This is a genomic window from Sphingomonas sp. BAUL-RG-20F-R05-02 (genome assembly GCF_022662305.1).
Classification (GTDB): Bacteria; Pseudomonadota; Alphaproteobacteria; order Sphingomonadales; family Sphingomonadaceae; genus Sphingomonas.
In genome coordinates, this window is record NZ_JAKNQH010000002.1 from 386,193 (window position 1) to 407,937 (window position 21,745).

Below are 21,745 nucleotides of genomic sequence, written 5' to 3' on the forward strand. Positions count from 1 at the left end.
GGACGACACGCGCAACCGCTATTGCAGCGGCTTGCCCGAATCCTTCCACTTGTCGAGGATCTGCGAATCGCCCGGCTGCGCCTCCTTCGGCACCGGCGCGACGGGGGTTCCGCTCTGCGCATAGGCCGGCTGGATCACGGCGGCGGGCGTGCGCGGCACCGGCGTAGGCGCCAGCGGTAACGGCGCGCTCGCGGTGGCGAGCGTGATTGGCGCCGCCACACCCGGTAGCGGAAGCGGATCGGTGCGCGGATGCGGCCCCGGCACCGGTTCGCCACCCGCGTAGATCTGCCGGAAGGCGGCGGGCGTACCCCACCAGCCCTGCCAGCGGTGGAAGAAATGCGCGCCGATCGCCGCCGTCATCACCATGCTGCGGTTCCACGCCGGCGTTACCGCGAAAGTATGGTAATGCGTCGCAAGGCCGACCGGCGCGCAGACGTACCCGCCGAGCGCCGCCGCCGCCACGCGCATCGCCCGCAACCAGTAGCTGCGCGAGGGTTGCCCGCGCAGCATCGCGCCGTCGCAGGCGAAGCTGAACTGGCAGCCGGCATGTTCGGACCCCTGGTAGACCACGCCGCACACCGTCGCCGGGAAAGCAGGGTGGCGTACGCGGTTGAGAATCACCTGTGCGACCGCCTGCTGCCCGGCATCGGGCTCGGTCGCGGCTTCGTAATAAATAGCGGTGGTCAGGCAATCGAGCGCGCGGCCACGATCGAGTGCGGTGGCGCGGCGCATGTTGAACGGCGCGGCGGGGTGGATGGTGCCGTCGGTGGCGGGCGTCGTTGCCGCCTCGGGTGGGAGCGGCAGGTCGGGCAATGCGATCGTGCCGGTGGTGCCCTTCCCCGGTGCGGCGAGCGCGGCGGCCGGATCAGATACGGGGTCGGCGGCGTAGATCAGCGCGGCGCCGGGAAAGTGATCCTCCGCCTCGTATCCGGCTGGCGGAGTGGTGGCCGGTGCGGCCCGCGCCGCCTGCGCCGCGATCGCGCGGTAGGCGGCGTGCGCGGACACCGCCAAGCACACGAGCAGCACCACCCCGACGAGATGCCCCCACGTCACGCGCCGCGAATCGAGGAAGGGGCGAACTCTCACGCAGCTGCGCTTAGCCGATCAGGCGTTACCGGACTGCTGCGATTTCGCACCTGTCCCGTGGCGAAACACTGGGGTGGTGCGGGTAAGGGTTGGGACGGGATAACTCCCGCCCCTTTCATTCGAGGTGACGCCTATTTCAGCGCCGCCTTGCTGAGATCGAGCGTGCTGGCGGGGATCACCTCGACCTGCGGATACGCCTTCTTCAGCGCCGGCAGGAACAGCTTGGCATCGCCGACCACCACGACGCTCGCCCGCGCCGGGTCGATCACGTCTTGTGCCGCCTTCTGCACCGCCGCCGAATCGACCGCCGTCACCGCCGGCACAAAGCGCTTCAATTCATCGAGCGGCACACCCTCCAGCACATATTGGCCGAGCACCGACGCGATACCGCCGGTGGTCTCGCTGGCGCGGCCGAACCCGCCGATCAGCACCGCCTTGCGCGTTTCCAGTTCGGCGGCGGGCACCGGCTCGGCACCGAGTCGCTTCATCTGCTCGATCATGATCGCCACCGTCTCGGGCGCGGTCGGGTTTTTGGTCTGCGTGCGGGCGGACAGCGTGCCGGGGCCGCGATGCGCGTTGAGGCTGCTGCTCGCGCCGTAGGCGAGGCCGCGCTTGATGCGGATCTCGCTGTTCAATCGCGACGAATAGCCGCCGCCCAAGACCGCGTTGGCCACGCTTGCCGGATAATATTCGGGGTCGCTGCGCGCGATGCCCGGCCGTGCGACCACCACACCCGCCTGCCCCGCATCCGGCATGTCGACCACGATGACGCGCGGCGCGGGGTATGCGCTCACGACCGGCGCGGGGGCGATCACCGCCGCCGGTGCCGCCCATGCGGCGAAGTTGCTCTCGGCGAGCGTCCTGGCCTGCGCGGGCGTGATGTCGCCGACCATGATCAGCGTAGCCGTATCGGGGTGCCATGCCTTGGCATAGGCCTGGCGAATGTCACCCTGCGTGATCGCCTTGAGCGAGCCTGGCGTGCCGGACAGCGGATGGCCGTAGGGCGCATTCCCGAACACCGCGCGCGCCGACACCAGACCGGAGAGCGCACCGGGATCCTTCATCGTCACGCTGACACCGTCGATCGCCTGCACACGCGCGCGTTCGACCTCTTCTGCCGCGAACACAGGATGCTGCGCGACGTCGGCCAGGATGGCGAGCGCCGGTCCCGCCTGATCGGACTTGATCGTCACTGCCACGTCCGAGCCGTCCCAGCCCGCATCGGAGGAGATCGAGCCGCCCAGCGCCTCGATCTCGCGCGCGATCTGCGTGGCGGAGCGGGTGGTGGTGCCTTTCGTCATCACATCGGCGGTGAGGTCGGCGAGGCCGGCACGCGTGGCGGGATCGTCCGCGCCGCCGCCGGTGGTCACCAGTGCGGCGCTGAGAAGCGGCAGGGCATGCCGCTCGACCACCACCACGCGCAGACCGTTGGCGAGGCGGAACTCGTTCGGGTTGGGGATCGCGGCGGCGACTGGCGTGCCGGACTTCGGCGGGGCGATGCGGTCGGCGAGCGGCGCAAGTTCCGGCGTGTCGATATGTGCGGGCGGGACGAGGTTGGCGACCTGCACCGTATTGGCAACGGCGATCGTGTCGCCCTTGGCACCGGCGGGCGCCATCTCGGGCGATTCGTAGACGATCGTCGCGGACGCATCGTCGCGCAGATATTTGCGCGCGACCCGCTGCACGTCGGCGGCGGTGACTTTCTGGATCGCAGCGAGCTGCCGGTCGGACGTGCGCGGATCGCCGTCGATGATCGCCGAGGAGGCGAGCGCGCGGCCCTTGCCCTCCGCCGTCTCGCGGCCAAGCAAGGCGGCGGTGAGGATCTGGTTCTTGGCCTCGGTCAGTTCCTCAGGTGTAACCGGCGCATCGCGCAGCTTGGCGATCTGCGCCCGCAGCGCCGCCTCGCCCGCCGCGACCGGCTTTCCGCCCGCCATCATCGCGAACACGAACAGATTGCCCGGCCCCTGCTTGGTATCCACGAAGCTCTGCGCCTGCGCGGCGAGCTGATCGCGGTAGACGAGGCTCTGGTAGAGCCGCGAGCTTTCGCCGGTCGACAGGATCGCGTTCATCACGGTCAGCGCCGGATTGTCGGGGTCGTTGTCCGCCGGTACTGGATAGCCGATCACCACCGCCGGCAGCGGCGTGTTGGGTTCGTACACGGTGTAGCGCGTCGCGTGGGCGCGCGGCGGCTCGGTGACGGTGACGCGCGGGATCTTGCCGGCGGGACGCTTGATGGGGGCAAAATACTGGTTCACCCAGGCGTTGAGCTGCGCCGGGTCGAAATTGCCCGACACCACCAGCACGGCATTGTCGGGCCGGTAATAGACCGCATGGAAGGCGCGCACGTCGTCGATGCTGGCGCTGTCGAGATTGGCGATGCTGCCGATCGTCGAGCGCGCATAGGGGTGCCGGCTGTACGAAGCCGCCGCAGTGTAGGCGGAGAACAGCTTGCCGTAGGGACGCGCGAAGTCGCCGCGCAGCTCTTCCTTCACCACATCGCGTTCGGAGGCGAAGTTGGTCGGATCGACCACGAGGTTCGCCATCCGGTCGGCTTCCGCGAACAGCAGCCGCTGGAGATGGTTGGCGGGAACCGTCTCGTGATATTCGGTGTAATCATCGCTGGTCGAGGCGTTGTTGTTCCCGCCGACATCCTCGGTCAGCCTGTCGAACGTTTCCGGCGGCAGGTTGCGTGTCGCCTTGAACATCAAATGTTCGAACAGATGCGCGAAGCCCGAGCGCCCGGCGGGATCGTCCTTCGAGCCGACGTTGTACCACACCTGCACCGACACGTTCGAGGTGCCGGTATCACGGATTGCGTAGACCTTGAGGCCGTTGGGCAGCGTGCGTTCGGTGAAGTCGAGCGGCTTCAGCGTCGCCGAGGGCGGGTTCGGTTTTGCGCTCTCGCCCCCGGCGGATTGAGCATGCGCGGCGAGCGGGAGCAGGGCGGCGCCCAGCATGAGGGCGGCACGAAACAGGCGCATCGACATCTCCGAAAGTCAGGCGCGCACCCTTGGCCCGGCGCGCGGCTCTGTCAATCGGGGCGCGGCATCACTTCTTGCGGGTGCGGTTCACGTACAGGAACGCCGCCGTCATCGCCGCGGACCCGACACCGATCGCGATCGGTACGATCGGCCAGTGGTCGCGGTTGTAGACGGTCGCATCCGCCGCCGCTTCTCGGGCGCGCTTGGCATCGCGGGCGGCGGCGGCGATTTCGTTGAGTTCCTCGGATTCGTCGGTCATGATACACTCTCCCTTTGCCGGTTATAGGCCGCTCTGAACGCATCAGCGAAGGTCTTGAGCCGTCCGTCCGCGATCGCGCTGCGCAGATCGGCCATCAACGCCTGATAGAAACAGATGTTATGCTCGGTCATCAGCATCGCGCCGAGGATCTCGCCGGCACGCACGAGGTGGTGGATATAGGCGCGGCTCCAGGTGGCGCAAACCGGGCAGCCGCAGGCGGGATCGAGCGGGCCCTGATCCTCGCCGAACTTGGCGTTGCGCAGGTTGATCGGCCCTTCGCGCGTGAACGCCTGCCCCGTCCGCCCGGAGCGCGTCGGCAGCACGCAGTCAAACATATCGATGCCGCGCTCGACCGCGCCGACGATATCGTCGGGCTTGCCGACGCCCATCAGGTAACGGGGCTTGTCCTGCGGCAATTGATCGGGCGCGAAATCGAGGCAGCCGAACATCGCCGCCTGCCCCTCCCCCACGGCGAGACCGCCGACCGCATAGCCGTCGAAGCCGATGTCGATCAGCGCCGCCGCACTGTCGCCACGCAATGTCTGGTCGAGCGCACCCTGCTGGATGCCAAAGATCGCGGCATTCTCGGCATGCGCCCCGCCGCCGTCGAAGGCATCGCGGCTGCGTTTGGCCCAGCGCATCGAACGCGCCATCGCCGCCGCCTGCACCTCCGGCGTCGAGGTGGTCGGCACCAGCTCGTCGAACGCCATCACGATATCCGAGCCGAGTAGCCGCTGAATCTCGATCGATCGCTCCGGGCTGAGCGTGTGGCGCGTGCCGTCGAGGTGGCTCTTGAAGGTGACGCCGTTTTCATCGCGCTTGGTGAGATCGGACAGGCTCATCACCTGATAACCACCCGAATCGGTGAGGATCGGCCGGTCCCAGCCCATGAAGCCGTGCAGGCCGCCCAGCCGCGCCACCCGCTCCGCGCCGGGGCGCAGCATCAGGTGATAGGTGTTGCCGAGGATGATGTCGGCACCAGCCGCGCGCACGTCGGCGGGCTTCATCGCCTTTACCGTGGCGGCGGTGCCGACCGGCATGAAGGCGGGAGTGCGGATCTCGCCGCGCCGCATCTGGATGGTGCCAGTGCGCGCCTTGCCGTCGGTGGCGCTGATGGTGAACTCGAAACGCGGAGCCGTCATCTGAGGGGTTTAGCGCGGAACGGACCGATGTGGAACCACCCTAAACCGCCTGGATCACTCCACCCAGTCGAGCCCCATCTCGCGGTACATGTCGCGCTCGTCGTCCCAGCCGGGCCGGACCTTGACGTGGAGATAGAGGTGCACCGGCCGCCCCATGATGTTGCTCAACTCGGCCCGCGCGCGCGCGCCGATCTCCTTGATGCGGGTGCCCTGCTTGCCAAGCACGATCGCCCGCTGCGTCGGGCGTTCCACCATGATCTGCTGGTGGATCTCGACCGAGCCATCCTCGCGTTCCTTATACTGCTCGGTCTCGATCGCGCTGGCGTAGGGCAGTTCGGCGTGGAGCTGGAGATAGAGCTGCTCGCGCGTCACCTCGGCGGCGAGCGCGCGTTCGGTTGCGTCGGAGACCTGATCCTCCGGGTAATGCCACGGCCCGGCCGGCATCGCCCTGGCGAAATGCGCCTTCAACTCCGGCAGCCCGTCGCCGGTTGAAGCGCTGACGAAGAACGTCTCGGCAAAAGGCGCGAGGCCGTTCAGCCGCTCGGCATGGAGCAGCAGCTTGGCCTTGTCGGCGAGATCGACCTTGTTGAGGATCAGATATTTCGGCTCCGGCCGGGTGGCGATCGCCTCGGCGATTTCGGTCACCTTGTCCTTCAGCCCACCCTTGGCATCGACCACCAGCGCGAGGATATCCGCGCCCTCGGTGCCGCCCCATGCGGCGCTCACCATCGCCCGGTCGAGCCGACGCTTCGGCTCGAAGATGCCGGGCGTGTCGACCAGCAGGATCTGCGCATCGCCTTCGATCGCGACGCCCATCAGCCGGGTGCGCGTGGTCTGCGCCTTGGGGCTGACGATCGCGACCTTCTGCCCGACCAGCGCGTTGACGAGCGTGGACTTGCCGGCATTGGGCGCGCCGAGCACGGCGACGAGGCCGCAGGTTTGGTCGGTCATGGACATCGTGCTTTCTGGAATCATCCGCCGCCCTACCACATTTCGCCGGGTGGGGCGATTGCCCGCGCGTTACCGGGGCGAGGCCAGCGTCACGATCGACACGCCCGGCGTCAGCGGCACGCGCCCCACGAGGTGGCGTTCCCACCGGAAGATCGTCTCGAACACACTGTTGACCAGCTTGGGCGGCGGCGAATCGTCGCTGTCGTCCTTGCCGCGCAGCCGCCCGGCGATCCGCGACGCAGCGGCGAGCGGGAACAGCAGCGAGTTGAAATAGCCGAGCTTGCGCGATTTCAGACCCGCCGCCGCGATCGCCTTCTCCAGCGTCGCCTTGGAATAGCGGCGGTGGTGGTGGTTGACGGTATCGTGCGCGCTCCACATCCATTGATGCGCGGGCACGGTGATGAGGATCTTGCCGCCGGGCTTGAGGCACTCCGCCATCGCCTTCAGCGCCGCCACGTCGTCCTCGATATGCTCGACGACGTCGAGCACCGCGATCAGATCGTATGCGCCCCGCTCGACGCCGGTCAGCGTGGGCAATGGCGCGCTCCCCACCGGCTGCCCGAGACGCTGGCTGGCGATCTCGCGCGCGGCGGGATCGATCTCGATCGCCTCGACGCTTCCGAACTTGGCCAGCATCGGCAGATTGTGCCCGGTGCCGCAACCGATCTCGAGAATGCGCGCCTGCGCCGGCAGCTGCCCCTCGCGTGTCAGATAATCGGCGAGGATGTCGCGCCTGGCGCGATACCACCAGTGGGTGGAATCATGCGCCGCCATGCGGTCGTAAACGATGCGATCCATTATCCGAATACCAGCCAGCGATTGAGAATGAAGGTGAAGACCGTCGCACACGCGACCGCCGGCAGCAACGGCACCCACGCCGGAAAGCCCAGTACCGCCGTGCCGATCCAGGTGATCGCGGCGTTCAGCAACACGCCAGAACCCTGCACCATCACGAACTTGGCCTGCTTGGCAGGGCCGCCCTCGCCCGATCCGTGGCCCTTGAAGCTCCACCGGCTGTGCAGGAAATAGCCCGCCGTGACCGCCACCGCGAATGCGAACGGCACCGCGTAGACGGCGTGGTGACGCGAGAACACCCAGATCGTCAACGGCAGGTACACCGCCGAGTAGATCAGCGTCGATACGGCCCCGGCGATGCCGAAGCGGATCAACTGCCCGAACACCGGGTTCGACGTCACGCTTTCCACCCGCCCTGCCAATGTCATTACGTTCACTTGCCCTTTGCGCCGCCCCCGGTAGAGCGCAGAGATAGACGTGGAAAGCTTTTTGCATGGTTAGCGCACGCTCCGATACTCTGCTCGACCGCTACTGGGTGCGACTGACGCTGCTCGCGTGGGTGCTGACGAGCCTGTGGTTCCTCCACGATCGATGGGCGCAGATGCAGTTCCTGTTGCTGCCGGACACGGACGACAACATGCGGCTGATGCAGGTGCGTGCGCTGCTGAACGGCCAGGGCTGGTACGATCTGCGGCAATATCGGATGAACCCGCCGGGCGGGTTTAACATCCACTGGAGCCGGATCGTCGATCTGCCGATCGCGGGTATGATCCTGCTGTTCCGCCCATTCTTCGGCGTACCCTTCGCCGAGAAACTGGCCTGCGGCATCGCACCGCTGCTGCCGCTGTCGATCGCGATGCTCGGGCTTGCCGCCACCGTGCGGCGGCTGGTCAGCCCGCTGGCGTGGCCGCTGGCGATCGTGTTCCTGCTGTGCTGCCCCGCGACCATGCTGATGTTCATGCCGGAACGCATCGACCATCACGGCTGGCAACTTGCGATGCTGAGCCTGACGGTGGCGGGCCTGTCCGACCCGAAGGGACCGCGCGGGGGGCTGATCGTCGGCCTCGCCAGCGCGGTGTCGCTGACGATCGGGCTGGAAATGCTGCCATTCTGCGCGGGCGCGGGCGGCATCATCGCGCTGCGCTGGGTGTGGGATCGCGCCGAGGCGCCACGCATGGCGACCTATGCGCTGAGCCTGTCGGGCGGCTCCGCGCTCGGCTATGCCGGGTTCGCCTCCTACGCCAACAGCGTACTGCGCTGCGACGCGCTGACGCCGGTATGGCTGTCGGTGATGATCGTCGCTGGCGCCTTGCTGTTCCTGCTCGCACGGGTCTCCCCGCAGAACCGTGCGGTCCGGATGGCGCTGGCGATCGTTGCCGCGCTGGTGATCGCCGCCGGCTTTGCGCTGGTATTCCCGCAATGCCTCGGCCGGCCCGAACAGGTCTCGCCCGAACTGGCGCGGACCTGGCTCGCCAATGTTCGCGAGGCCAAGCCGATCTACCAGCATCCGCTCCGCAACGCGATCACCGTCGTCACGCTGCCGATCATCGGCGTGATCGGCGCGATCGTCGCAACATGGCTGGCGCGGCGGGACCGCAAGCTGGTCAATTGGGTAACGGTGCTGCTGTTCACCACCTTCGCCGCGCTGATGCTGCTGTGGCAGGCGCGCGCCGGGCCGGGCGCGCAGCTGCTCGCGGTTCCGGGCGCGGTGGCCTTGGGATGGCTGATCTTCCCGCATCTGCTCGGCAGCCGCTGGGTGCTGGTGCGGGTGGCCGGCACGGTCGCGGCGTTCCTGATCGTATCGGGTACGTTCGCGGGCTATCTCATCAACTACCTGCCGATCGCCAAGCCGTCGGCGCGCTACACTAGGGTGAACCGCGCGGGCGGATCGTGCAGCAGCAACTATGCGCTGCGCCCGCTCGACCGCTATCCGGCCGCGACGATCTTCACCTTCGTCGATCTCGGGCCACGGCTGATCGTGCTGACGCATCACGATGCCGTTGCCGGGCCCTACCACCGCAACGGCGATGCCATCCTCGACGTGCAGCACGCCTTTACGCGCAGCCCCGCCGAGTTCCGCGCGATCGCCAAGCGTCACGGCGCGACGCTGCTGCTGGTGTGCCCGAACATGGCGGAATCGACCGTGTACCGCGCGCGCGCGCGCGGCGGGTTCTACGACCAGCTGGCGCACAACAAGGTGCCGGCGTGGCTGGAGCAACTGCCGCTGCCGGCGAAATCGCCGCTGCGGCTCTGGCGGATCACCTATTGAGGTTCCGGTGAGGGCGACTTTCGCGCCCTCACCCCAGGCTGATCTTCACCCCGTCGATCACGAACTGCACCGCCAGCGCCGCGAGCAGCACGCCGAGGATCCGCGTCACCACCGCCTCGATCTTGGCGCCGAGCACGCGCATCAGCGGCCCCGCCGCGAGCAGCGCGGCAAGCGTCAGCAACAGGATCGTACCAAGCGCCGCAAGGATCACCAGGGTCCGCTCGATGCCCTCGTTACGGCTCATCAGCAGCATCACCGATGCGATCGACCCTGGCCCGGCAAGCATCGGCATCGCCATGGGGAAGATCGACACATCCTCCACCTCGGGTGAGGCCGCGACCTTGGCGGCGCGGTCTTCGCGGCGTTCGGTGCGCTTCTCGAACACCATTTCCAGCGCGATCAGGAACAGCATGATCCCGCCGGCGATGCGGAACGAGGCAAGGCTGATGCCGAGCCCGCGCAACAACGCCTCACCGAACAGTGCGAACGTCACCAGAATGGCGGCCGCGACCACCACCGCGCGGATCGCCATCGCACGCGCATGTACCGGCGTCGCGTTGGCGGTAAGACCGGCGTAGATCGGCGCACAACCGAACGGATCGATCACCACGAACAGCGTGATGAGCGTGGAGACGAACAGCTCGATCATCGCGGCGCCACCACGACATCGGCGATCACGCGGGTATAGCGCTTTCCATCCCGCACCTCGACGGAGAGCGTGCGATCGTTATCGGCGGCGACATGCCAGCGCAGCGTCTCGCCACCCGACGCGCCGAAGCCATTGCGCGCGCGCACGTTGAACCCCGTTGCCCATTCTCCCGCCGTCTGCGCGGCTTGCGAAAAGGCGATCTCCGCATCCCTTGCGGTCTTCGGCCCCGACCAACCGAGCAGCGGCGCCAAGGTCACAGCGCCGCCTCGTCGATCGCCACGCCCTCACGCCGCGCCGCCGAGACGAGCGTGTTGCGCAACAGCACCGCGATCGTCATCGGCCCGACTCCACCCGGCACCGGCGTGATCGCGCCCGCCACGCTCGCCGCGCCGGCGAAATCGACATCGCCGACCAGGCCGGTTGCGGTGCGGTTGATGCCGACGTCGATCACGGTCGCGCCGGGCTTGATCCACGTGCCCTTGACCATCTCCGCCCGGCCCACCGCCGCGACGACGATGTCGGCACGCTTGACCACGCTCGACAGGTCGCGCGTGCGCGAATGCGCCACGGTGACGGTGCAGCTTTCCTTCAGCAGCAACTGCGCCATCGGCTTGCCGACGATGTTCGACCGGCCGATCACCACCGCGTCGAGGCCGGTCAGATCGCCGAGCTGATCCTTGAGCAGCATCACGCAGCCGAGCGGCGTGCACGGCACGAAGCCAGGCAGCCCGGTGGCGAGCCGCCCGGCGTTGACCGGGTGGAAGCCGTCGACATCCTTGTCCGGGTCGATCCGCGTCGTCACCGCCAGTTCGTCGAGGTGGCTGGGCAGCGGCAACTGCACAAGGATGCCGTCCACCTCCGGATCGGCATTGAGCCGATCGACCAGCGCGAGCAGATCGTCCTGCGACACATCGACCGGTAGCTTGTGCTCGAAACTTTCCATGCCCGCCGCAAGCGTCGCCTTGCCCTTGGATCGGACATAGACCGAGGAGGCCGGATCCTCGCCGACCAGCACCACCGCAAGGCCAGGCTTGCGCCCCGCCGCAGTCACGAAGTCGGCGACCTGCACCGCGATGCGTTCGCGTAGGGCCAGGGCAAAAGCTTTGCCGTCGATGATGTTCGCGCTCATGGTGCTACCCCGTACAGCGTGTTTGCGCGTGCCGCCAGCGCGACCGGATCGCCAAGGATACGCAGCCGCTTGAGCCGCGCGCTCTCCCCCGCGATCACGCTCACCGCACGCTTCGCCACCCCGAACGTCCGCGCCACCAGCACGACCAGCGCGGCGTTGGCGGCGCCGTCGACGGGCGGTGCGGCGACCCGCGCGGCGAAATACTCCACAGTACCCGGCACCAGCGCCTCACGCCCGCCGCGCGGCGTCACGCGGACGGCGATCTGGATGCCGTCGTCGCGCGTCGTCCACGCCGCTCCGTTCACATCGGCGTGCCGTAGCGCAGGTGGCTGGCGAGATTGCCGAGCACAATATCTAGGATGATGAGGATCACGATCACCACCATCGGCGACAGGTCGATCGCGCCGGTGCGCGGCAAGTAGCGGCGGATCGGCCGGTACATCGGCTCCGTCAAGCGGTCGAGCGCCATCGCGACCGAACGCACGAACTCGCTCTGCATGTTGACGACGTTGAACGCGATCAGCACCGACAGGATGAATTGGATGATGAGGATCCACCAGACGACCTGGACGAGTACCTGCAGAATCTGGATCAGGGTAATCAACGCATGCCTCCGATAAACCGTGGGCCAACGCCTACCCGCTTTTCGGCTGCGCGACCAGCATCACGCATGGACGAGCGTACCCGCGCCGCGCTTGGTGAAGATTTCGAGCAGCATGGCATGCGGCACGCGCCCGTCGAGGATCACCGCCGCCTCGACGCCATTCTCCACCGCCATCACGCAGGTTTCGAGCTTGGGGATCATGCCGCCGGTGATCGTACCGTCCGCACGCAAGGCGGCGACACCGGCCGGATCGAGATCGGTGACGAGGTCCTTGTTCTTGTCGAGCACGCCCGGCACGTCGGTCAGCAGGAAGAAGCGTTCCGCGCCGAGCGCGGCGGCGATCGCACCCGCCATCGTATCGGCGTTGATGTTGTAGGTCTGGCCGTCCTTGCCGTGCGCGATCGGCGCGATCACCGGGATCACGCCCGCATCGGACAGCGTGTCGATGATGCGCCGGTCGACGTGCACGGGCTCCCCCACGAAGCCGAGATCGACGTGACGTTCGATGCCCTGCAACTTGTCCGGCTTGGAGCGACCCACCTTTTCGGCGGTGACGAAATTGGCGTCGCGCCCCGAAATGCCGACCGCGCGACCGCCGGCCTGATCGATCCAGCCGACGATTTCCTTGTTGATCGATCCCGCCAGCACCATCTCCGCGATCCGCGCGGTCTCTGCGTCGGTGACGCGCAGGCCATCGACGAAGCGCGATTCGACACCGAGCCGCTTGAGCATCGCGCCGATCTGCGGACCGCCGCCGTGGACGACGACCGGGTTGATCCCGACCGCCTTCATCAGCACGACATCCTCGGCAAAATCGCGCGCTGCCTCGGGATCGCCCATCGCGTGGCCGCCATATTTGACGACAAAGGTCGCGCCGGCGTGAAGCTGCATATACGGCAACGCCTCGACAAGCGTTTCCGCCTTGGCGAGCAGCGCGGGAAAGGGCGAATGATCGGTCATGCGCGCGCCCTTAGCGATTTCCGGTGGGGATTAGTAGCCTTCCGCGCACGTGCCGTTCGGCTCAGGCGTCCAGCCGGCGCCCGAACGCTACGAACAGGTAGATCAGCGGCGGCACCAGCACTGCCGACAACAGCACCTTGACGATCATCTGCCCGATCAGCAGCTCGCCGATCGGGAACACGCCTGCGAACGCTATCGTCACGAACAGCAAGGTATCGACGATCTGGCTGAGGATGCTCGCCACGCCAGCGCGCAGCCACAGCATCCGGCCGCCCTCGCGCCCTTTCAGCATCGAAAAAATCGTCACGTTGAGCGTCTGCGAGATGCCGTAGGAGATAATGCCGCCGAGCCATATGCGCGGCGTGCCGCCCATCATCATCGCGAACGCCGCCCGCCGGTCGGGCGCCATGTCGGGCGCGGCCGGAAGCGCCAGCACCAGCAGCGACAGCAGCACCGATACCACCAGCGGCACGAACCCGAACCGCACCAGCCGCGTCGCGGTCACGCCGCCATGCAGTTCCGCCACCGCGCTGGAGGTGATGACGAGCAGCAGGAACGCGGCGATCCCGGCCTCGATCGCGAGCGGCCCGAGCCCCAACATCGGCCCCAACGCCGACACCGGGCCGAGCGAAACCTGTTTGTTGCCGAGCACGCCGGCGATACACACCATGCCGCCGTAGAAGATGGAGAAGAAGAACAGCGAACGCGGGATGACGAGGGGCGGCTTTTGCATCCGCTGCACGCTAGCCCGTTTCACGGTTTCGTCAAAGCGGCCAATATCCGGTGCTTACGCATGGCGGCCGTGCGACGTTCTCTCTGGCGCGGCGGCCCTCGCCCTGTATGGTGCGCGCGAAAAAGGTGCCCGGGGGCGGCACCGCACGACTGGGCGCGAACGAACCGCATGACCAAATTCCTGATCGGCATCGCCGGTATCGTCGTCATCCTCCTGATCGCATTCGCGCTCTCCACCAACCGGCGTGCGATCCGCCCGCGCGTGGTTGGCGCGGCATTCGGGTTGCAGATCGCGATCGCGGTGCTGGTGCTGTACGTGCCGGTCGGTCGGGTCGTCATCCAGAGCATGGCCAACGGCGTCACCGCGCTGCTCGGCTATGCCGGCGAGGGCACGCGCGTGATCTTCGGCGATCTAACCAACCCGGCCTGCGTGATGACCACCGCGCAGCCACTCGGCGGGCCGGTGCACCAGCCACTCGACGCCACCGCCGCGCACTGCATCTACCCCGCGCACGCGTTCGCGCTTGGCGCGCTGCCGGTCATCATCTTCTTCGCGGCGCTGGTGTCGGTGCTGTACCATATCGGCGTTATGCAGCTCATCGTGCGCTGGATCGGCGGTGCGATCGAGCGTGTGGTCGGCGTCAGCAAAGTCGAGTCGCTGTGCGCCGCCGCCAACATCTTCGTCGGGCAGAGCGAGGCGCCGCTGGTGATCCGCCCCTATCTCGCCAGCCTCGCGCCATCGCAGCTGTTCGCGGTGATGACGGTCGGCATGGCGGGCGTGGCGGGCACCATCCTCGCCGCCTATGCGCTGTTCCTCGGGCCGGGCGCGCTGCCGTACCTGCTCGCGGCGTCGTTCATGTCCGCGCCCGGCGGCCTGCTGATGGCGAAGATCATCATGCCCGACCCGCCCGTGCTGATCGAAGGCGAGCTGCCGCTCGACAGCGGCGCGCCGATCGACCTTCAGGATCAGACCATCCGCGCGATCGAGGCCCCGCGCGAGGAGCGCGCCGCCAACGTCATCCAGGCCGCTGCCGAGGGCGCACGCACCGGCGTGCAGATCGCGGTTGCGGTGGGGGCGATGGTGCTGGCGTTCGTATCGCTGGTGGCGCTCGCCAATGGCATCCTCGGCGCGGCCGGCGGGCTGTTCGGTCATCCGGAGCTGAGCTTTCAGGAGATCCTCGGCACGGTGCTGGCGCCGGTCGCGTGGCTGCTCAACATCCCGTGGAGCGAAGCGCAGGCGGCGGGCGGGCTGCTCGGCACCAAGGTGGTGCTGAACGAATTCGTGGCATTCGATCAGCTCGGCAAGATGCCCGGTCTCAGCAAGCACACTATCGCGATCGTCACCTTCGCATTGTGCGGCTTCGCCAATTTCAGCTCGATCGCGATCCAGATGGCGTCGACCGGCAGCCTCGCCCCCAACCAGCGCCCGATGATCGCCAAACTCGGGCTGCGCGCACTTGCGGCGGGGAGCCTCGCCAATCTGATGTCGGCAGCGCTGGCAGGCCTGCTGATCGCCTAACAGCCGCCATGGTGGCTGCCGCGCCAGCCGCAGGGCTTCCCCGCGCGGGCGTGGAGCACCCGCACCAATGTTCAGCCCATCACTGCTGTAGCGTCATCGATCGCACCGGGCCTGCGCGCCCGCGCCGGCCCTGTGCGTGGCCATTAACAGGGTCACACCCCCCGATGCGGGAAATCGCAACCCACGGCTGATCGTACCGAGGACCTGAGCGATGCGGCGTCACATGGGCGTGACCGCCGATGAGGAGCCGCGGCTGTGGCGTGGTCGCAACGCCCACCGCAACGCCTTCGCACCGATGGATCAGCGCATCGCTCCTGCCGCCGAGAGCATCGCGTGCCAAAAAAAGGCCGGTGCGTCGCCGCACCGGCCAAAGGTCGTCCGCAGGAGGAACGCGGTGGGGGGCCGGGAACGCCGGCCCCGAACTGGATCAATTGTAGGCGCGCTCGCCGTGTTCGCCGATGTCGAGGCCTTCGCGTTCGACGTCGGGCGAAACCCTGAGCCCGGTCACCGCCTTGGCGACGTAGATCGCGATCACCGTGCCGACCGAGGCCCAGACGATCGTGGTGGCGACCGCCTCGATCTGGACGAGCAACTGGTGGCCCATGTTGAAATCGGGCTTGCCCGGGCCGCCGAGCGTCGGGGCGTAGACGATGCCGGTGCCGACCGCACCGATCATACCGCCGATGCCGTGCACGCCGAACGCATCGAGTGCGTCGTCATAGCCGAGCTTGGGCTTGAGGAACGAAACCGCATAATAACACACCACCGACGCAACGGCGCCGAGGATGATCGCCCCGAACGGGCCGGAATTGCCTGCCGCCGGCGTGACCGCGACGAGGCCGGCGACGATGCCCGAGCAGAAGCCCAGCGCCGAACCCTTGTGGCCGTTGGCCCGCTCGACCAGCATCCAGGCGAGCGCCGCGGCAGCGGTGGCGACGAAGGTGTTGATCATGGCCAGTGCCGCCGAACCGTTCGCCTCCAGTGCGGAGCCGGCGTTGAAGCCGAACCAGCCCACCCACAGCAGCCCGGTGCCGATACCGGTCATCGTCAGTGAGTGCGGCGCCATGCGCTCGGTCGGATAGCCGATACGCTTGCCGAGGATCAGCGCGGCGACCAAGGCCGACACGCCGGCGTTGATGTGCACCACAGTGCCGCCCGCGAAATCCAGCGCGCCCATCTTGAAGAACAGGCCGCCCGATGCCCACACCATGTGCGCGACCGGGAAATACACGATCGTCAGCCACACCGCGCCGAACACCATCACGGCGGAGAACTTCATGCGCTCCACCACCGAGCCGAGCACCAGGGCGACGGTGATCGCGGCGAACGTCATCTGGAAACAGATGAAGACATATTCGGGAATGGCGACACCGGCGGTAAAGGTCGCGGCGGTCGAATCCGGCGTGATGCCGGCGAGGAACGCCTTGCCGAAGCCAGAGACGAAAGCGTTGCCACCGTCACCGAACGCCATCGTGTAGCCGTACATCACCCAGATCAGCATCGCGAGGCAGGCGACCGCGCCGATCTGCGTCATCGTCGACAGCATGTTCTTGGCGCGGGTGAGGCCGCCGTAGAACAGCGCCAGGCCGGGCACGATCATCATCAGCACCAGCAGCGTGGACGTCATCATCCATGCCGTATCGCCCTTGTTGACGGTCGGCGCCGGGGCCGCCGCCTGTGCCCAGGCGGGAAGTGCTGCAAATGCCAGCGCGGCGATGCCGGCGGCGCCGGCGATCTTCAATCCTTGTTTCATCACTGCCCCCTTCACAATGCGGTCTCGTCGGTCTCGCCGGTGCGGATCCGCACCGCCTGGCCGACATCGAGCACGAAGATCTTGCCGTCACCGATCGCGCCGGTGTTGGCCGATGCCTGGATCGATTCGACCACCTTGTCGGCAAGGTCGGACGCGCAGACGATCTCGATCTTGATCTTCGGCACCATGTTGGTGCTGTACTCGGCACCGCGATAAATTTCGGTCTGGCCCTTCTGGCGGCCGAACCCCTTCACTTCGCTGACGGTCATGCCGGCCACGCCGATCTCGGTAAGCGCCTCGCGCACCTCGTCGAGCTTGAATGGTTTGATGATGGCAATAACGAGCTTCACCCGACGCCCCCTGTTCGCTTTATTCCAAACAGAGCGTCGCAATCCCCGTGCCAAGTTGAACCGACGGATTTTTGCGGCCCGCGACGGGAACAAAATCTTACCGACAGGTAAATTTTAAGCAGATACGGACGACTGCCCGAATTTCAGGCAGCGTCGGCGATGATCCGGCGTGCAGCGTCGGCATCATCCTCGTCCACCATCACCCGCACCGGGATGAACAGGTAGCTGCCATCGGCGATGCTCGCATTGGCGTCGAGCGCGAACGCGGGGATCCCCTCGGAATCGAGCCGTCCGATCACGATATGCGCTTCGTTGCGGTTGAAGCGGCCGATTTCGACAATCGCCATCAGGCGACCACGCGCGGCACGCGGGGCCGGCCGAGCGGACATTCGAGACTGTCCCGGTCCCATCCGGCGAGATCGGCGGCGGCATCGTAGGTCGACTGGCAGAAGGCAAGGATCGCCTTGTCGGGGTCGGGCGCGGCGCGGACCGCATCATAGGGCAGGATGAATTCGCCGAGCGTCGCGTCCCAGGCCGCCGCCTTTGGTCCGATCCGCGCCGCGGCGAAGCCATCCGGCGCGGGATAGGCATAGGCGTAGAAGGCGGCGGCCGGATAGGCGTCGCTGCCCGGCCAGAAGCCGACGCTCGCCTCCTCGTGGCTGTACGCTTCGCTCGTCACCGCATCGGGCAGGCCCGGAAGGCCGCCGGGATGGCGCGGCGCGTCGCGCCCGGAAAAGCGGGTCACGGCAAGATCGAAGCTGCCCCAGAAGAAGTGTACCGGGCTCGCCTTGCCGAGGAAGCCGGTGCGGAATTCTCCGAACACGCGCGCGATGCGGATCAGCGCCTGCCAGAACGCCCGCGCCGCTTGCGCGTCATACGGCCGTTCGGCGTGATCCTCGGCGAAGGGGGCGGCCTCGGGCATTTCGCTGGGCGTGGCGTCAAACGTGCTCGGCACGTCGAGATCGTCGAGGCAGGCGATCACCGCTTTGTGGAATTCGGCGATGCTGCCGGCGTGCAAGCCAATGCCGCGACTGCGCCCGTCGCTGGTCATGAAGACCAGCCGGTCGTGCAGGAAATCGAAGTCGATCTCGAGGATGCGGTCGCCGACCGGAATCGCCGAGGTGGCCAGCCCCCGCGCCGAGACATACAGCGGCACATGCCAGCTATGGTTGAGCCACGGCGTCAGCGCGAGCCGGACCTTGCCGATGATTTGCGTGCGCAGTTGCAGCGCGATCGCGGTTTCGCGCCAGGCGGACCAGTCGAGCTCGGGCCAGTTGCTCATCCGTGCCTCCAATTGACCCGCCTGCCTGATGCGCACAGCGTATGCGCATGTCCGCCAAACCCGTATCTGCCGGCAAGCGCCGCTCAGTCAACCTGTCGCTCGACGAAGCGGTGGTGGAGCAGCACGGGCTGCCGCTGGAAAGATACCGCCCATTCTGATGGCGCTTGTAGTCGACTGTCAGGCCGATCTGTTGCCGATGTCAGCACGCGGCTTGTGGTTGCGCTTCAGGCGCTCCATGAAGGCGGACAGTATCAGCGTGACTAAATTCAATACTCATGGTCGGCTCAGAGCGGCTGGTCTTCAAGGCGCACTTTGCGAGCACGGTGGACGCGCGGCTACTGCGGCTTCCAGTCGCATCACTGCTGGAGCATGAACACGGCATCAAGGCCGCGCTTGATGTGCTGATTCAGGGATCTGATCGCTGAGTCGGCGTGGCAAAACCACGCCATCGGTCCTCGCTGTCGCGCGGCCGGCCGAGCGGCGCGCGCTCATAGCGGCTGCGCCGCTAGACCGCCGTCCCGCCGACCGTCAGCCCTTCGACCAGCAAGGTCGGCTGGCCGACGCCGGCCGGCACAGACTGCCCGCCCTTGCCGCACATGCCGACACCCTCGTCGAGCGCGAAGTCGTTGCCGATGCCCTTGACCTTGGTGAGACATGATGGCCCGTCACCAATCAGCGTCGCACCCTTGATCGGCGCGCCGATTTTGCCGTTCTCGATCCGATACGCCTCGGTGCAGGAGAACACGAACTTGCCCGAGACGATATCGACCTGCCCGCCGCCGAACGACTTGGCGAAAATGCCGGTCTTCACACGGGACAGCAGTTCGGCCGGATCGTCGTTGCCGCCACGCATGAAGGTGTTGGTCATGCGCGGCATCGGCGCGTGCGCGAACGACTCGCGGCGGCCGTTACCGGTCGGCTCCACGCCCATCAGCCGCGCGTTGAGGCGGTCCTGGATATACCCCTTGAGGATGCCGTCCTCGATCAGCACGTTCTCCTGTGTCGGCGTGCCCTCATCGTCGATCGAAAGCGAGCCGCGCCGGTCCATGATTGAACCGTCGTCCACCACCGTCACGCCCGGAGCCGCAACCCGCTCGCCGATGCGGCCGGAGAAGGCAGAGGTGCCCTTGCGGTTGAAATCGCCTTCGAGGCCGTGGCCGATCGCCTCGTGCAGCAGGATACCCGGCCAGCCCGGCCCGAGCAGCACGGTCATTTCGCCAGCGGGAGCGGCGACCGAATCGAGGTTCACCAGCGCCTGCGCCAGCGCCATGTCGATCGCGCGGTTCCACGTCGCCGGCTCGAACAGATCCGCGTAAAGATAACGCCCGCCGAGCCCGTGATTACCGGTCTCGCGACGGCCGTTCTGCTCGACCACGATCGATACGTTGAGGCGCACCAGCGGCCGCACGTCGGTCGCGATGAAACCGTCGGGGCGGACGATCTCGACCACCTGCCAGCTTCCCATCAGCGAAACCGACACCTGCGCCACGCGCGGATCGCGCGCGCGGGCGGCGGCGTCGATCGTTTGGCACAGGTTCACCTTGTCCGCGAACGGCACGAGGTCGAGCGGATCGGCGGCGGTGTAGAGGTGGCGGTTGGTGGCGCGCGGCGGCGCCGCCTTGGGGCCGGTCGACGGGTCGATCAGCGCCATCGTCTCGGACGCACGCCGGATCGCGTCGGCGGAGAGTTCGTTGGCATGGGCAAATGCGGTGGTTTCACCCGAGACGGCGCGCAGACCGAAGCCCGAGTGCGTATCGTAGCTGGCCGTCTTCAGCCGCCCGTCGTCGAAGCCGAACGCCTCGGACTTGCGATATTGCAGGTAGAGTTCGCCGTCATCGGCACGCGACAAAGCGCTTTCGGTCAGCGCGAGCGCCGCATCGGGGGAAAGCTGGCCATCGTGATACAGGAAGGCGCGCGGATCGGTTGGACTGGTCATCGCGTCAATATAGGCACCGCGAAAGCGATGTCACCACACGACGATACCGGATCAGTGGCTGGCGCCCTCGGAAATGTCCGGCAACGTCGACTGGTCGACGCCATCCGCCGGCCCGCCGATCAGGATGAAGCGGCGGTCGCAATAGCCGCAATCGACGTAACCCTTCTCGTCAATCTCGAGGAACACGCGCGGGTGGCCGAGCGCGGCGCCGCCGGGAATGTCGCTGGCGCCGTCACAGGCGACGCGGGGCTGGGAGACGCGGGAGGTTTCGGGCGGTGCGATCATGACCACGCGGATAGCAAGCCACGCGCGCGCACTCAATCGCCTTTCGGGGTGCGCACGTCCTTTAGGGTTGCACCCGCCGATTGAGGGCGTATGCGCGTGAGCCATGAGCGAAGCCGCCATCTCCATCGCCGATCTGTGCAAGACCTATCAGGGCGGCAAGCGCGCGCTCGATGGTGTGACATTCGATGTGCCGCGCGGTCAGATCTTCGGGCTGCTGGGCCCGAACGGCGCGGGCAAGTCGACGCTCATCAACATCCTCGCCGGCCTCGTCAACAAGACCAGCGGATCGGCGACGATCTGGGGTTTTGATATCGACCAGCACCCGCGCAACGCGAAAGTTTCGATCGGTATCGTAAACCAGGAGATCCTGTTCGACCCGTTCTTCTCGCCCGTGGAGACGCTGGAGATCGCGGCCGGGCTGTACGGCGTGCCCAAGCGCGAACGTCGATCCATGGAGCTGCTGCGCGCGGTGCATCTTGAGGACAAGGCCAACGCTTACGCCCGCACGCTGTCGGGGGGCATGAAGCGGCGGCTGATGGTCGCCAAGGCGATGGTGCATTCGCCGCCCGTGCTGGTGCTCGACGAGCCCACCGCCGGTGTCGACATCGAGCTTCGCCAGCAGCTCTGGGCCTATGTGAAGAGCCTCAACGAACAGGGCGTGACGGTGGTGCTGACCACGCATTACCTTGAGGAGGCCGAGGAGTTGTGCGACCGCATCGCCATCATCAACCACGGCCGTCTCATCACCAACCAGCCGACGCGCGAACTGGTCGGCATGGCGCAGGAGAAGATCGTCGCGGTCACGGTCGATCGCGATGTTGCCACCGTGCCGGTGCACGACAGTTTCGAGAAGATCACACTGAAGGGTGATCGCACGCTGGAGATCACCTACCGCAAGGACCGGGTGAACGCGGGCGGCGTGCTCGCGGCGATCCAGTCCGACGGGTTCGGCATCGTCGATGTCAGCACGCGCGAGGCCGATCTCGAGGACGTGTTCCTCAACCTGACCCGCGCCGCCAACGCGCACGCGGCGTGACCCGACGCGCCGCCTGTCCCCGAACGG

At 67.1% G+C, this 21,745-nt stretch carries 24 protein-coding genes; 4 read left to right on the plus strand and 20 right to left on the minus strand.

What is annotated here, in order from left to right; genetic code table 11:
- Positions 1 to 18 precede the first annotated feature (18 nt).
- From L8F97_RS06800 to L8F97_RS06830, 7 genes are all read right to left on the minus strand, one after another.
- Positions 19 to 1,086 carry a cell wall hydrolase gene (locus L8F97_RS06800; RefSeq protein WP_242147818.1) on the minus strand — a complete coding sequence of 356 codons (1,068 nt, stop codon included), beginning with the start codon at positions 1,084 to 1,086 and terminating at the stop codon, positions 19 to 21.
- Between the two features lie 131 nt (positions 1,087 to 1,217).
- Positions 1,218 to 4,067, minus strand: coding sequence for a M16 family metallopeptidase (locus tag L8F97_RS06805; RefSeq protein WP_242147820.1), 2,850 nt, complete (start codon positions 4,065 to 4,067; stop codon positions 1,218 to 1,220).
- A gap of 67 nt (positions 4,068 to 4,134) precedes the next feature.
- Positions 4,135 to 4,326 (minus strand): hypothetical protein, encoded by a 192-nt coding sequence (locus L8F97_RS06810; RefSeq protein ID WP_242147822.1) that lies wholly within the window; start codon positions 4,324 to 4,326, stop codon positions 4,135 to 4,137.
- Positions 4,323 to 5,468, minus strand: a complete 1,146-nt coding sequence (gene tgt, locus L8F97_RS06815) for a tRNA guanosine(34) transglycosylase Tgt (RefSeq protein ID WP_242147824.1) — start codon at positions 5,466 to 5,468, stop codon at positions 4,323 to 4,325. Before tgt ends, L8F97_RS06810 begins: the two co-directional genes overlap by 4 nt.
- A gap of 54 nt (positions 5,469 to 5,522) precedes the next feature.
- Entirely contained in the window at positions 5,523 to 6,419 is an 897-nt protein-coding gene (gene era / locus L8F97_RS06820; protein ID WP_242147826.1) for a GTPase Era, read from the minus strand.
- 69 nt (positions 6,420 to 6,488) lie between these two features.
- A complete protein-coding gene (locus L8F97_RS06825; RefSeq protein WP_242147828.1) occupies positions 6,489 to 7,217 on the minus strand; it encodes a class I SAM-dependent methyltransferase in 729 nt (242 codons plus the stop codon).
- Positions 7,217 to 7,642: a GtrA family protein gene (locus L8F97_RS06830; protein WP_242147830.1), complete on the minus strand. Its 426-nt coding sequence runs from the start codon at positions 7,640 to 7,642 to the stop codon at positions 7,217 to 7,219. Before L8F97_RS06830 ends, L8F97_RS06825 begins: the two co-directional genes overlap by 1 nt.
- A 65-nt stretch (positions 7,643 to 7,707) precedes the next feature.
- Here L8F97_RS06830 and L8F97_RS06835 point away from each other — a divergent pair, with 65 nt between their 5' ends.
- Positions 7,708 to 9,483 (plus strand): AcrB/AcrD/AcrF family protein, encoded by a 1,776-nt coding sequence (locus L8F97_RS06835; protein ID WP_242147832.1) that lies wholly within the window; start codon positions 7,708 to 7,710, stop codon positions 9,481 to 9,483.
- A gap of 28 nt (positions 9,484 to 9,511) precedes the next feature.
- Here the strand turns inward: L8F97_RS06835 and L8F97_RS06840 are convergent, their stop codons facing one another.
- From L8F97_RS06840 to L8F97_RS06870, 7 genes are all read right to left on the minus strand, one after another.
- A complete protein-coding gene (locus tag L8F97_RS06840; RefSeq protein WP_242147834.1) occupies positions 9,512 to 10,132 on the minus strand; it encodes a MarC family protein in 621 nt (206 codons plus the stop codon).
- Positions 10,129 to 10,389: a hypothetical protein gene (locus L8F97_RS06845; protein ID WP_242147836.1), complete on the minus strand. Its 261-nt coding sequence runs from the start codon at positions 10,387 to 10,389 to the stop codon at positions 10,129 to 10,131. The genes L8F97_RS06840 and L8F97_RS06845 overlap by 4 nt, the downstream gene beginning before the upstream one ends.
- On the minus strand, positions 10,386 to 11,261 hold the full coding sequence (gene folD, locus L8F97_RS06850) for a bifunctional methylenetetrahydrofolate dehydrogenase/methenyltetrahydrofolate cyclohydrolase FolD (RefSeq protein WP_242147838.1): 876 nt from the start codon (positions 11,259 to 11,261) through the stop codon (positions 10,386 to 10,388). Before folD ends, L8F97_RS06845 begins: the two co-directional genes overlap by 4 nt.
- On the minus strand, positions 11,258 to 11,566 hold the full coding sequence (locus L8F97_RS06855) for a DUF167 domain-containing protein (protein WP_242147840.1): 309 nt from the start codon (positions 11,564 to 11,566) through the stop codon (positions 11,258 to 11,260). Before L8F97_RS06855 ends, folD begins: the two co-directional genes overlap by 4 nt.
- Positions 11,563 to 11,865, minus strand: a complete 303-nt coding sequence (locus L8F97_RS06860) for a YggT family protein (protein WP_242147842.1) — start codon at positions 11,863 to 11,865, stop codon at positions 11,563 to 11,565. The genes L8F97_RS06855 and L8F97_RS06860 overlap by 4 nt, the downstream gene beginning before the upstream one ends.
- 60 nt (positions 11,866 to 11,925) lie before the next feature.
- Positions 11,926 to 12,825: an acetylglutamate kinase gene (gene argB, locus L8F97_RS06865; RefSeq protein ID WP_242147844.1), complete on the minus strand. Its 900-nt coding sequence runs from the start codon at positions 12,823 to 12,825 to the stop codon at positions 11,926 to 11,928.
- A 61-nt stretch (positions 12,826 to 12,886) separates the two neighbouring features.
- The gene (locus tag L8F97_RS06870; RefSeq protein ID WP_242147846.1) at positions 12,887 to 13,558 is read right to left on the minus strand and encodes a queuosine precursor transporter; all 672 of its coding nucleotides are present in this window, start codon (positions 13,556 to 13,558) and stop codon (positions 12,887 to 12,889) included.
- A gap of 168 nt (positions 13,559 to 13,726) precedes the next feature.
- On the opposite strand from L8F97_RS06870, the gene L8F97_RS06875 reads away from it, so the two are divergent.
- Positions 13,727 to 15,076, plus strand: a complete 1,350-nt coding sequence (locus tag L8F97_RS06875; protein WP_242147848.1) for a NupC/NupG family nucleoside CNT transporter — start codon at positions 13,727 to 13,729, stop codon at positions 15,074 to 15,076.
- A gap of 427 nt (positions 15,077 to 15,503) precedes the next feature.
- On the opposite strand, the gene L8F97_RS06880 is transcribed toward L8F97_RS06875, so the two are convergent.
- The 4 genes from L8F97_RS06880 to L8F97_RS06895 form a co-directional block, all read right to left on the minus strand.
- Positions 15,504 to 16,829: an ammonium transporter gene (locus tag L8F97_RS06880; protein WP_242147850.1), complete on the minus strand. Its 1,326-nt coding sequence runs from the start codon at positions 16,827 to 16,829 to the stop codon at positions 15,504 to 15,506.
- An 11-nt stretch (positions 16,830 to 16,840) separates the two neighbouring features.
- On the minus strand, positions 16,841 to 17,179 hold the full coding sequence (locus tag L8F97_RS06885; protein WP_242147852.1) for a P-II family nitrogen regulator: 339 nt from the start codon (positions 17,177 to 17,179) through the stop codon (positions 16,841 to 16,843).
- A gap of 143 nt (positions 17,180 to 17,322) precedes the next feature.
- Entirely contained in the window at positions 17,323 to 17,526 is a 204-nt protein-coding gene (locus L8F97_RS06890) for a DUF2007 domain-containing protein (RefSeq protein ID WP_242147854.1), read from the minus strand.
- Positions 17,526 to 18,461 (minus strand): DUF5996 family protein, encoded by a 936-nt coding sequence (locus L8F97_RS06895; protein ID WP_242147856.1) that lies wholly within the window; start codon positions 18,459 to 18,461, stop codon positions 17,526 to 17,528. The genes L8F97_RS06890 and L8F97_RS06895 overlap by 1 nt, the downstream gene beginning before the upstream one ends.
- A 269-nt stretch (positions 18,462 to 18,730) precedes the next feature.
- Here L8F97_RS06895 and L8F97_RS06900 point away from each other — a divergent pair, with 269 nt between their 5' ends.
- Entirely contained in the window at positions 18,731 to 18,886 is a 156-nt protein-coding gene (locus L8F97_RS06900) for a CcdB family protein (RefSeq protein ID WP_313931924.1), read from the plus strand.
- Positions 18,887 to 18,966: 80 nt separating this feature from the next.
- On the opposite strand, the gene tldD is transcribed toward L8F97_RS06900, so the two are convergent.
- Positions 18,967 to 20,397, minus strand: coding sequence for a metalloprotease TldD (tldD, locus tag L8F97_RS06905; RefSeq protein WP_242147860.1), 1,431 nt, complete (start codon positions 20,395 to 20,397; stop codon positions 18,967 to 18,969).
- 51 nt (positions 20,398 to 20,448) lie between these two features.
- Entirely contained in the window at positions 20,449 to 20,682 is a 234-nt protein-coding gene (locus L8F97_RS06910; protein WP_242148285.1) for a zinc-finger domain-containing protein, read from the minus strand.
- Positions 20,683 to 20,785: 103 nt separating this feature from the next.
- On the opposite strand from L8F97_RS06910, the gene L8F97_RS06915 reads away from it, so the two are divergent.
- Positions 20,786 to 21,718, plus strand: coding sequence for an ABC transporter ATP-binding protein (locus L8F97_RS06915; RefSeq protein ID WP_242147862.1), 933 nt, complete (start codon positions 20,786 to 20,788; stop codon positions 21,716 to 21,718).
- The last annotated feature ends 27 nt before the right edge of the window (positions 21,719 to 21,745 follow it).

Bases quoted from the DNA above. Each gene is read 5' to 3' on its own strand.
- L8F97_RS06910 (WP_242148285.1), bottom strand. From the start codon at position 20,682: ATGATCGCACCGCCCGAAACCTCCCGCGTCTCCCAGCCCCGCGTCGCC.
- L8F97_RS06805 (WP_242147820.1), bottom strand. From the start codon at position 4,067: ATGCGCCTGTTTCGTGCCGCCCTCATGCTGGGCGCCGCCCTGCTCCCG.
- tgt (WP_242147824.1), bottom strand. From the start codon at position 5,468: ATGACGGCTCCGCGTTTCGAGTTCACCATCAGCGCCACCGACGGCAAG.
- era (WP_242147826.1), bottom strand. From the start codon at position 6,419: ATGACCGACCAAACCTGCGGCCTCGTCGCCGTGCTCGGCGCGCCCAAT.
- L8F97_RS06835 (WP_242147832.1), top strand. From the start codon at position 7,708: ATGGTTAGCGCACGCTCCGATACTCTGCTCGACCGCTACTGGGTGCGA.
- argB (WP_242147844.1), bottom strand. From the start codon at position 12,825: ATGACCGATCATTCGCCCTTTCCCGCGCTGCTCGCCAAGGCGGAAACG.
- tldD (WP_242147860.1), bottom strand. From the start codon at position 20,397: ATGACCAGTCCAACCGATCCGCGCGCCTTCCTGTATCACGATGGCCAG.
- L8F97_RS06830 (WP_242147830.1), bottom strand. From the start codon at position 7,642: ATGACATTGGCAGGGCGGGTGGAAAGCGTGACGTCGAACCCGGTGTTC.
- folD (WP_242147838.1), bottom strand. From the start codon at position 11,261: ATGAGCGCGAACATCATCGACGGCAAAGCTTTTGCCCTGGCCCTACGC.
- L8F97_RS06825 (WP_242147828.1), bottom strand. From the start codon at position 7,217: ATGGATCGCATCGTTTACGACCGCATGGCGGCGCATGATTCCACCCAC.
- L8F97_RS06870 (WP_242147846.1), bottom strand. From the start codon at position 13,558: ATGCAAAAGCCGCCCCTCGTCATCCCGCGTTCGCTGTTCTTCTTCTCC.
- L8F97_RS06810 (WP_242147822.1), bottom strand. From the start codon at position 4,326: ATGACCGACGAATCCGAGGAACTCAACGAAATCGCCGCCGCCGCCCGC.
- L8F97_RS06880 (WP_242147850.1), bottom strand. From the start codon at position 16,829: ATGAAACAAGGATTGAAGATCGCCGGCGCCGCCGGCATCGCCGCGCTG.
- L8F97_RS06895 (WP_242147856.1), bottom strand. From the start codon at position 18,461: ATGAGCAACTGGCCCGAGCTCGACTGGTCCGCCTGGCGCGAAACCGCG.
- L8F97_RS06915 (WP_242147862.1), top strand. From the start codon at position 20,786: ATGAGCGAAGCCGCCATCTCCATCGCCGATCTGTGCAAGACCTATCAG.
- L8F97_RS06875 (WP_242147848.1), top strand. From the start codon at position 13,727: ATGACCAAATTCCTGATCGGCATCGCCGGTATCGTCGTCATCCTCCTG.
- L8F97_RS06890 (WP_242147854.1), bottom strand. From the start codon at position 17,526: ATGGCGATTGTCGAAATCGGCCGCTTCAACCGCAACGAAGCGCATATC.
- L8F97_RS06840 (WP_242147834.1), bottom strand. From the start codon at position 10,132: ATGATCGAGCTGTTCGTCTCCACGCTCATCACGCTGTTCGTGGTGATC.